10 protein-coding genes are annotated in these 8,678 nt (G+C 62.4%); 2 read left to right on the top strand and 8 right to left on the bottom strand.

The annotated features are described in order from the left end of the window. From LEPOCDRAFT_RS02935 to LEPOCDRAFT_RS01990, 4 genes are all read right to left on the bottom strand, one after another. Nucleotides 1-208, bottom strand: a 208-nt coding sequence (locus LEPOCDRAFT_RS02935; protein ID WP_216579399.1) for a hypothetical protein, incomplete at its 3' end; no start/stop codon positions are given. After that, on the bottom strand, nucleotides 205-1,482 hold the full coding sequence (locus LEPOCDRAFT_RS02000) for a phenylacetate--CoA ligase family protein (protein WP_009453544.1): 1,278 nt from the start codon (nucleotides 1,480-1,482) through the stop codon (nucleotides 205-207). The genes LEPOCDRAFT_RS02935 and LEPOCDRAFT_RS02000, both read right to left, overlap by 4 nt. A gap of 82 nt (nucleotides 1,483-1,564) precedes the next feature. Then, nucleotides 1,565-2,380, bottom strand: coding sequence for an ABC transporter ATP-binding protein (locus tag LEPOCDRAFT_RS01995; RefSeq protein ID WP_009453543.1), 816 nt, complete (start codon nucleotides 2,378-2,380; stop codon nucleotides 1,565-1,567). 35 nt (nucleotides 2,381-2,415) lie between these two features. Next, nucleotides 2,416-3,510: an ABC transporter substrate-binding protein gene (locus tag LEPOCDRAFT_RS01990; protein ID WP_052306365.1), complete on the bottom strand. Its 1,095-nt coding sequence runs from the start codon at nucleotides 3,508-3,510 to the stop codon at nucleotides 2,416-2,418. A 16-nt stretch (nucleotides 3,511-3,526) separates the two neighbouring features. Between LEPOCDRAFT_RS01990 and LEPOCDRAFT_RS01985 the strand changes: the two genes are divergently transcribed. Together LEPOCDRAFT_RS01985 and LEPOCDRAFT_RS01980 are read left to right on the top strand one after the other, a co-directional pair. Beyond that, nucleotides 3,527-4,246 carry a hypothetical protein gene (locus LEPOCDRAFT_RS01985; protein WP_043909832.1) on the top strand — a complete coding sequence of 240 codons (720 nt, stop codon included), beginning with the start codon at nucleotides 3,527-3,529 and terminating at the stop codon, nucleotides 4,244-4,246. Nucleotides 4,247-4,255: 9 nt separating this feature from the next. Further along, nucleotides 4,256-4,672, top strand: coding sequence for a PIN-like domain-containing protein (locus LEPOCDRAFT_RS01980; protein ID WP_156793953.1), 417 nt, complete (start codon nucleotides 4,256-4,258; stop codon nucleotides 4,670-4,672). Between the two features lie 19 nt (nucleotides 4,673-4,691). Here LEPOCDRAFT_RS01980 and LEPOCDRAFT_RS02585 read toward each other — a convergent pair whose 3' ends face one another. The 4 genes from LEPOCDRAFT_RS02585 to LEPOCDRAFT_RS02880 all read right to left on the bottom strand — a co-directional run. Then, on the bottom strand, nucleotides 4,692-6,173 hold the full coding sequence (locus LEPOCDRAFT_RS02585) for a restriction endonuclease subunit S (protein ID WP_009453539.1): 1,482 nt from the start codon (nucleotides 6,171-6,173) through the stop codon (nucleotides 4,692-4,694). Nucleotides 6,174-6,242: 69 nt separating this feature from the next. Then, nucleotides 6,243-7,682 (bottom strand): N-6 DNA methylase, encoded by a 1,440-nt coding sequence (locus LEPOCDRAFT_RS01970; protein ID WP_009453538.1) that lies wholly within the window; start codon nucleotides 7,680-7,682, stop codon nucleotides 6,243-6,245. 63 nt (nucleotides 7,683-7,745) lie between these two features. Further along, nucleotides 7,746-8,438, bottom strand: coding sequence for an Nmad2 family putative nucleotide modification protein (locus LEPOCDRAFT_RS01965; RefSeq protein WP_156793952.1), 693 nt, complete (start codon nucleotides 8,436-8,438; stop codon nucleotides 7,746-7,748). A 13-nt stretch (nucleotides 8,439-8,451) separates the two neighbouring features. Next, the coding region (locus LEPOCDRAFT_RS02880; protein ID WP_009453536.1) for an Nmad3 family putative nucleotide modification protein at nucleotides 8,452-8,678 on the bottom strand (227 nt) is incomplete at its 5' end.

Genomic DNA, 8,678 nt, shown 5'->3' with positions numbered 1-8,678 from the left:
TGGCTGATGTTGCGCTACTGGCGCGGCCTGCCGCCGTTCCCGCCCCGGCGTCGCTGAAAAACGATGCACTCGCACCCTGATCGCCTCGAACCTGTGCGCAAGCACTTTGTAGTGGTGGACCGGGCGGTTTGAGTGCCATCCCCCGTTCGCCCTGAGCATGGGTTTCGACAGGCTCAACCCGAACGGGCTGATCGGGTTTCCCGATCATTTGTATGAGCGGGCGTCTTCGATGACTTTGCCGTCGTTGGGCAGGGTGTTGGGGGGCAGGAGGGTGATGTTGCCGCGTAGTTTGGTGATGTCGCGCAGGGTTTCGGCGACGCGGGTGGGGAGGTTTTCGGAGGCGGTGGCGACTTCGATGTGGAGGGTCATGCGGTCGGCGGACATCTCGCCTTCGACGACCAAGCGGGCGCGGAGGATTTCGGGGTGGCGTTTGGCGACTTCGGCGATTTGGCTGGGGTGGACGAACATGCCGCGCACCTTGGTGGTTTGATCAGCCCGGCCCAGCCAGCCCTTGATGCGTTGATTGGTCCGGCCGCTGGGGCAGGGGCCGGGCAGGAGGGCGGAGAGATCGCCGGTGCCGAAGCGGATCAGCGGGTAATCGGGGTTGAGCACCGTCACCACCACTTCGCCGACCTCGCCGTCGGGCACGGGGTTGTGGGTGCCGGGGCGAACGATTTCGAGGATGACGTGTTCATCGACCACCAAACCTTGGCGGGCCGAGGTTTCGAAGGCGATCAAGCCGACGTCGGCGGTGGCGTAGCACTGGTACGCCTGCACGCCGCGCTCTATCAGCCAGTCGCGCAGCGAGGGCGGGAAGGCTTCGCCGCTGACCAGCGCTTTGCAAATTTGGCCCAAGCCCCCACCCCCCGTGTGGGCTTCGGCGGCTTTCTCGACCAAGATTTTCAAAAAGCTAGGGGTGCCGATGTAGCCATGCGGGCGCAGTTCCTGAATGGCTTGGAGTTGCAGTTCGGTGTTGCCGACCCCGCCCGGAAACACCGTGCAGCCGAGGGCGTGCGCGCCGGTTTCCATCATCGAGCCAGCGGGGGTGAGGTGATAGCTGAAGCTGTTGTGGATCAAGTCGCCGCGCTCAAACCCGGCAGCGCGGATGGCGCGCGCCATGCGCCAGTAGTCCAGCGCTTCGCCTTCGGGCTCATACATTGGTCCGGGCGATTGAAAAACCCGCCGCGCACCGTCACTTTGGCCGTGACCATGACGGGCGGGCTGGCCGCGCCAGCCGATGGTGGCAAAGCCGCCAAAGACATCTGAGGCGCGCTGCGTTTTTTGCTGCTCCAGCACCTCGTACTTGCGCAACACCGGCAAGGCGGCCAGCGTGGCGCGGTCGGTGATGCGGCTTGGATCGATGCCCGCCAGACGCTCGCTCATGGCTGGGCTGTGGGCCTGCGCGTGGGCGATCAGGCCGGGCAGGGCGGCAAACAAGGCCGCTTCACGCTCAGCCGGTGTACGAACTTCAAGGGGGTCCAAGGCAGAGAGTGGAGATCGTCATGGGGCGCTTTCCTCGTGGGCCGTGACTTGGGGTAGAGGGTCGTGTTCTTGGGGGATGGGTTCAAGCCAGCCAGCGCTTGCGGCGCTTGTAGCTCTTGACGTCTTTGAAGCTTTTCCGATCACCGCCGCCCACGCCGAGATAGAACTCCTTCACGTCCTCGTTCTCGCGCAGCGCTTTGGCTTCGCCGTCCATGACGATGCGGCCACTTTCCAAGATGTAGCCGTAGTCGGCGTAGCGCAGGGCGATGTTGGTGTTTTGCTCGGCCAGCAAGAAGGTGACTTTCTCCTTGGTGTTCAGGTCTTTGACGATCTCAAACACCTCTTCGACGATCTGCGGCGCCAAGCCCATGCTGGGTTCGTCGAGCAACACCATCTTCGGATTGGCCATCAGCGCGCGGCCGATGGCGCACATCTGCTGCTCGCCGCCCGAGGTGTAGGCCGCTTGGCTGGTGCGGCGGGTCTTGAGACGCGGGAAGTAGGCGTAAACCTTCTCCAGCGTCTCGGCCACCGCCGCCTTGCCATCACGGCGCGTGTAGGCCCCGGTCATGAGGTTGTCTTCGATGGAGAGGTGTGCAAAGCAGTGCCGGCCTTCCATCACCTGCACCACACCCCGGTTGACCATCTCGGCCGTCGAGAGCTGGTCGATGCGCTCACCGCGCAGTTCGATGGAGCCTTTGGTGACGTCACCCCGCTCGCCCGCCAGCAAATTGCTGATGGCGCGCAGGGTGGTCGTCTTGCCCGCACCGTTGCCGCCCAGCAAGGCGACCACCTTGCCGTCGGGCACCTGCAACGACACGCCCTTCAGCACCAGGATCACGTGGTTGTAGATGACCTCGATACCGTTGACGTTGAGGAGGATGTGGTCAGAGGCGCTCATGGCAAGGGGCTTTCTTCAGGACGAGGGGCGAGCGATCAAGACTGGCAGTCGGCCGAGGTGCGGCGGATCAGCTTTTTCTCACCGGCGTATTTCTCAGACGCCGCCTTGACCAGTGGCTTGATGATTTGCTGGTCGGCTTGCAGCCAGTCGGAGGTGAACTTCCACTTGCTGCCGTCCCAGGTGTGGACCCGCGCCCAATTGGCACCGACGTGGTCAAAGCAGCTGGTCGAAACCGGGCGCATCACGCCAGCAAAGCCCATGCCGTCGAGCTTCTTTTGTTCCAGCGCCAGGTTTTCCAGGCCCCAGCGCACTTGCTCGCCGCTCATGACCTTGCCCTTGCCGTACTTCTCTTGGGCGCGCTTGACGCCTTCGACCGCCAACATCGACGAGATCAGGCCGCGCATGTAGAGCACCGAGCCCACTTCGTCCTTCGGGCCCGTGCCTTGGCCCTTGGCGTGCACTTGGGCCAAGACGTCCTTGACCACTTTCGAGCCCGGCTCGGCACCGTGCTGCATGGTCACGGCGTTGTAGCCCTTGGCGCCTTCACCCACGTCCTTCACGTCCGGCTCGGCCCCGGCCCACCAGACGCCGTACATCTTTTCGCGCGGATAGCCGGTGGCTTGGGCTTCTTTGATGGCGGTCGAGTTCATCACGCCCCAGCCCCAGAGCAGCACGTAGTCCGGGCGGCTTTGGCGCACTTGCAACCAAGTGGCTTTTTGCTCGACGCCCGGCGCGGTCACGGGCAGCAGTTGCAGCTCAAAGCCGTGCATGCGGGCGCGCTCTTGCAGCAAGGGGATCGGCTCCTTGCCATAGGGGCTGTCGTGATAGACCAAGGTGATTTTCTTGCCCTTGAGCTTGTCGAGCCCACCTTCTTTGGCGCCGATTTGCTGGATCAGCACGTCCGCCGCGATCCAGTACGTGCCCAGCAGCGGGAAGTTCCACTTGAAAACACCGCCGTCTTGCGACTCTGAGCGGCCATAACCGGCCGTGATCAAGGGGATCTTGTCGGCCGGAGCTTTCTCGGTCAGGGCGAAGGTCGCGCCGGTCGAGAGCGGCTGGAACACCGTTGCCCCCTTGCCCCTGTCGGTGGAAGCGTTCTGGCGCAGAAGCTGCTCAGGGGTTCTTTTCATTTCAAGCTGGTTGCCCATGACTTCCTTAGGCCTTGGCATGTACACGTTGGCGGATGCTGCAAAGCTGGTCCGCACCGAGCCACGCAAAATCAAGCGCTGGCTGTACGGTCACGTCTATACGGCCCGTCATGGCGCAACCCGTGAACACCGGGTGGTGTCACCGCTGTGGTCACCGCAGTACGACCGCGAGGAACTGGGCGAGGCAGTGATTGGCTTCCAGGATCTGCTGGAGCTGCGGGTGGTGAAGCAGTTCGTCTTGCATGGCGTGCCGCTGCCGGTGGTGCGGCGTTGCCTAGACACGGCCCGAGATGTGTTCGGCCGCGATCACCCGTTGACGAGCCATCGTTTCGTCACCGATGGCTCCACCATTTTTGCCGACTCGCTGGAGTCCGAAGCTCGGGCCGGTGAGCACGACGGCGAACTGCTGGACCTGCACAGCCGGCAGTACACCTTCCGGTCGATCATCAAGGACTCGCTCTACGCCGGCATCGAGTACGAGGACGGCCGGGCGCGGCGCTGGTATCCGCAACCGCGCAGCCGGGTGGTGGTGGTCGATCCTGCCTTCCAGTTCGGTCATCCGATGATCGAGGCATGCGGCGTACCAACGGCCACGCTGTATTCGTCCTTTCTGGCCGAGGGCCAACAAAAGGCAGCGGTGGCGCGCATCTTTGATGTGCCGGTCCGGCATGTCGAAGCAGCTGTGCGCTTCGAGGAACGCCTTCAGCAGGTAGCCTGAGTCTTGGCTTTGAACCTGAAGTTCCTCTTCGACAACAACCTGTCGCCGCATCTGGCTGCTGGTATGGCCGAGTTTTCAAAGACTGATGTCCGGGTCGCACAGGTGGTTCATCTGCGCAGCCGCTTTGCCGCGAACACGCCTGACGAGATCTGGTTGCCCGCGCTGGCTACGGAGGGCGGCTGGTCGATCATTTCCTGCGATCAGTTCAAGAAAACAACCGCCGAGCGAGAGCTGGTGCGTCGGCACGGACTGTGTGTCTTCGTGCTCGACAAGCAGTGGGCAGGCAAGCCATTTTGGGAAATGAGCGCCAACTTTGTGACGTGGTGGCCGACGATTCTGGGCGTGGCCGAACTGACCTCCAAGGCCGCCTACCGGGTACCGTACAAGCGGCAGGGGCAGAAAACGCTGGAACAGATCCGCGCCTGAGCTGCCCCAGCGGCGCATCTCACCCCGCCGCCGCCCTCACCAACACCTCCGCCAACTGCGCCTGCTTGGCCCGCGCTGCTGCGATGCGAGCCTTGAGTTGGTCGCAGAGGGCGAGGAGTTCATCCAACACTTCCACGATCCGATCCTGCTCGTCCAGCGAAGGGACAGGGATCGTCATCTTTCCGACTTGCTTGGTCGAGATATGCGGCACGCCGTTGCTGCGCCCAGGATCAATCAGGTCGAGAAACAGGGGCGAGCGCATCCAGTGGAGCAGGAAGGCCGCTCGGAGTTGGTCAGCCTTGGGGGACAGTCGGGCAACGCGTTGAAGCAGCAAGCAAGGTAGATCCTCAGCGCGCACAACGGCCACCTTCAGACCTGTCGAAATGATCGGGCGGTCCAGCGTCAGCAGCACATCGCCTTCGTTGAGCTTGAACGCCGCGAACTCGTCGAATCGTTCCGCAGGAATGCAAGCTGCGTCGCACCAGTCAATCCGACCGTGTGCGATGTTCACATTGCGGACCAGCCTGATTCCACCTTCCACGAACCACTCGCTCTTGAATGCGTAGCCATTCAAGAAATGCACCACGTCGTGGACTTGACGCTGAGCCCAACTCGACGACCCTTCGCGGCTCAATGCACCGCGAAATGCCAGGGTGCGAACCGCTTGAACCAGCTTGTCGATGCTCGCATCGCTCGTGAATGCATCCGAGAACGCAGACGCCAGCCGCTGCCATCCAACCTCAAACTCCTCCGCATCCCGCGCCCGGGTCAACCCATCCAGCAGCACCTTCACCAGCCGCTCATGCGCGGCCTCGGCGTCCTGCTGCCGCGCCTCCAGCCGGTCGCACAAGGCCATCAGTTCATCGACCTTGGCGACGATGCGATGCTGTTCAGCGAGTGGAGGCAATGGGAATGCCGCCATGCGGCCGTCGTCTGTGCCGAGCCGAGGCATCTTCATGCCGTAGCTTTTCTCGTTCACGTAGGCTAGAAAGTACGGACTCTTTAGTGCCAGCTTGAAGTACTGAGGTACCCAATTGCCGTAGCACCGGACAGGAAGGATCTCGGTTGTGCAGTAACCGTCGTGGTCCGCGACGATGACCTTATTGAGGTACGGCCGCAGCTTGCAATACAGCAAGTCGCCTGCCTTGAATGCGTTCTTGTCACTGAGCGACCCGCGCTCGAAGAAGCTCACGCGCCGCAAAAGCCGCGAAGTGTCCTTCTCGATGTCCTCAAGGTCCAACAGCCAAGCGTCATCCGGAATGGCATCGGCTTTGGTTGTCGCGCCGTAATTCGTTATCTCCCCCAAACGGGCCCATACCCAATGCGTAGGCAACTGGAAAGGGGCACCGTCTCGCTTTAAGGCGGGCAGCACCTTGAACTTCAGATCCCCAGCGGCCACAAGTGCTTCCCGAGCCCGAGTGATCTGCAAGAGAAGGTCAGTCGCTTGGTCGTCCCCAACCTGCGGTTGGGTCAGCCGTCCACGCACAGCAAGGTCAAGCACCAGTGCTCGAACCAGTTGGGGCCCATTTGGCGCGGCGGAAAGTAGACCAATTTTTCGTCAGCAGTGTTGTCATTCGCCCCGCTCCAACGCCCCCGCCAGCACCGCCTTCAACTGCTCCCGCAGCCCGGCAATCTCCGCCTGCATCTGCGCGTACTCCGCCAGCAGCACCTCGGGGTCGTGGCTCACCTGCTCGCCCTGGTGCGGGTTCTTGATGTCCAGGTTCCAGCCGCGTGCCGCGATGTCGGCGGCGCTGACCTTCCACGCCAGCTCGCTGCCCACCCGCGCCGCAAAGCCATCGGCCTCGCTACCCCACCAAGCCTGCTCGGTGGCGAACTCCTCTAGGCGCATAGGCCGGGTCTTGCTGTAGTTCTTGACGCCGGGTGGGTACGGGTGCTCGTAGAACCACACGTCGCGCGTAGGGCGGCCCTTGGTGAAGAAGAGCAGGTTGGTCTTGATGCCGGTGTAGGGGTTGAAGACGCCGTTGGGCAGGCGCACGATGGTGTGCAGGTCGCACTCGGTGAGCAACTTTTCCTTGATGCGACTCTTGATGCCTTCGCCGAACAAAAAGCCGTCCGGCAACACCACCGCTGCCCGGCCGCCTTCTTTGAGCAAATGCATGATCAGCACGAGGAACAGGTCGGCGGTTTCGCGGGTGCGGAAGGCGGCCGGGAAGTTGGTTTCGATGCCGTCTTCTTCCATGCCGCCGAAGGGCGGGTTGGCAACGATGCAGTCCACCCGCTCACGCGGCCCCCAGCTGATCAGCGGCCGGGCCAGCGTGTTGTCGTGGCGGATCTGGCTGGGCACCTCGATGCCGTGCAGGATCATGTTGGTCGTGGCCAGCAGGTGCGGCAGCGGCTTTTTCTCCACACCAAAAATGCTGGCTTGTAGCGTGCGCTCGTCTTCGGGTGTGCGCACGTAGTGCTTACGCTTGTGCTCGATGGTGCAGGTCAAAAAGCCCCCGGTGCCGCAAGCCGGGTCCATCACCTTATCTGCCAGCTTCGGGTCCACCATGCGCACCATGAACTCGGTGACGGGCCGGGGCGTATAGAACTCCCCCGCGTTGCCAGCGTTTTGTAAATCACGCAGCAGCTGCTCATACATGTCGCCAAAAGCGTGTCGCTCCTGCGCCTTGTTGAAGTCCACCGCCTCTTGGATCTTGTTGAGCACCTGGCGCAGCAGCTGGCCGGACTTCATGTAGTTGTAGGCGTCCTCAAACACGCTGCGCACCACGTGCGCCACCGGCGGCACGGTCCGGCTGCCGTCCAAGCCCAAGTTTTGCAGCGTCGGGAACAACTCGTTGTCGATGAAGCTCATCAGCTCCTCGCCCGTCATCCCTTCGGGGTCAGCCGCCCAACTGCGCCAACGGTAGGGCTCCGGCAAGGGCGAGCGGTAATCGTCGTCCAACACCTCCCATTCCATCTCACGGTCGTCAAAGACCTTGAGAAACAGCATCCAGACCAACTGGCCGATACGCTGGGCGTCACCATCGACGCCCACATCCTTGCGCATGATGTCTTAGATCGATTTGATGGCGCTAGAGATCGACATGGGAGAAATCAGAATCGTTTTGAGTCAGCAGGAAGATTGGCAGCCGCCGGATCGGCCGGCCGCATCACCCTCCCACAGGCAAGGATCGCCGAGGATACCGGCACGGATACCGTCCAGCGCCAGCTGAACGCTGACCTTGCTGGCGAAGTTGTCCGGGCACCAGAAGGTTCGCGCTTCGGAAAGATGGACATCCCCCAGCAGCCGGTCCCATCCGCCCTTGGGAACCCAGCACTTGCGGCCGAAGTACCAGAAGTGGCTGGATACCAGCACACGCTCGCCGCTCAGATCGTGCTGCATGTGGCTGTGTTCCACCGGGGTCTGGGGCTCATCGAAATGGAAGTCGTTCAGGAGCTGGTGGAACCGGCCATCACCCAGAGGCTCATAGATGTTGTCGCCGCAACGTTCGATGGCCTTGGGGCTATCGGGCTTGGGCTTTTTGGCCGCAAAGCGCGTGTCGTTGAAGTAAGCGCCCGTGGGGATTGGCTCCTCGGTGATCTCCATCAGGTAGATCAAGCCCATGTAGGGGATCGCCACCCCCTGCTCCCGGGCTGAATGGCACAGCGCTTGTGAAGCAAAGCCCGCCACCCATTCGCCCTTGCCACGATTGCGGCGCAGGGCTGGCTTACAGGTCGCTAGCGTCAGGTAGCCGTGGAACGGGTTGGGTGCAAAGCCGTTGTCATGGGTCATCTTGTAGCCCATGGTGTGTCCTGCTGACATGGTGTGATCTCCCTCAGGGTTGAAGAAACAGTGAATCGATCCATTGATGGGCTTCTGCGGAGTTGCTGCCGACATCCATGACAAACTCCTGGCCCTTGGCGACCGATTGCAAGGTGGTGTGCTCGCCGTCCTTGCGCCAGCGCGCCGGGTTGCGGTGATAGGACATCGACAGCCCCAAGGGCGAGGTTGGGTCCATCCAGCCGGGCAACCGCCAGACCGACCGGCTCTCGCCGGGCGCTG

The organism is Leptothrix ochracea L12, from assembly GCF_000262525.1.
This window is presented reverse-complemented; position numbering and strand designations above follow the sequence as displayed.

Coding starts and splice junctions, on each gene's coding strand:
- LEPOCDRAFT_RS01995 (WP_009453543.1), bottom strand. CDS start 2,380: ATGAGCGCCTCTGACCACATCCTCCTCAACGTCAACGGTATCGAGGTC.
- LEPOCDRAFT_RS01990 (WP_052306365.1), bottom strand. CDS start 3,510: ATGAAAAGAACCCCTGAGCAGCTTCTGCGCCAGAACGCTTCCACCGAC.
- LEPOCDRAFT_RS01985 (WP_043909832.1), top strand. CDS start 3,527: ATGACTTCCTTAGGCCTTGGCATGTACACGTTGGCGGATGCTGCAAAG.
- LEPOCDRAFT_RS01970 (WP_009453538.1), bottom strand. CDS start 7,682: ATGCGCAAGGATGTGGGCGTCGATGGTGACGCCCAGCGTATCGGCCAG.
- LEPOCDRAFT_RS01965 (WP_156793952.1), bottom strand. CDS start 8,438: ATGTCAGCAGGACACACCATGGGCTACAAGATGACCCATGACAACGGC.